Below are 351 nucleotides of genomic sequence, written 5' to 3'. Positions count from 1 at the left end.
GCGCGCACTTCGCTGCTGCCCGACCCGACCCGACGACCCGCCGCGTGCTGTTTCTGGGCAACTACGAATACGCGCCCAACGTCGATGCCATCGAGTGGGCACTGGATGAGATCCTGCCGAAAGTGTGGGCCCGCTGCCCCGACGCACGCATGAGCGTCTGCGGTTTCGGCATGCCGGAAAGCTGGCGCGAACGCTGGAAGGACGGACGCATCGAATGGCAGGGTTTTGTCCCCAACCTGCTGGCCCTGCAATCGAGTTGCTCGGTGTTTCTGGCGCCGTTGCGCCATGGCGGCGGCTCCAAGCTCAAGGTGCTTGAAGCCCTGGCCGCCGGCCTGCCGCTGGCGAGTACCG

The 351-nt window shown here is 66.4% G+C and carries 1 protein-coding gene; it reads left to right on the top strand.

Going from position 1 to position 351, the window contains the following annotated elements:
* On the top strand, positions 1 to 351 hold a 351-nt coding region (locus HX846_RS38220; protein ID WP_178967581.1), incomplete at both ends, for a glycosyltransferase family 4 protein.

The sequence above is a fragment of the Pseudomonas sp. K5002 genome (assembly GCF_013386655.1).
Classification (GTDB): Bacteria; Pseudomonadota; Gammaproteobacteria; order Pseudomonadales; family Pseudomonadaceae; genus Aquipseudomonas.
The sequence above is the reverse complement of the archived record's forward strand: the minus strand, read 5'-3'. Positions and strand labels throughout refer to the sequence as shown.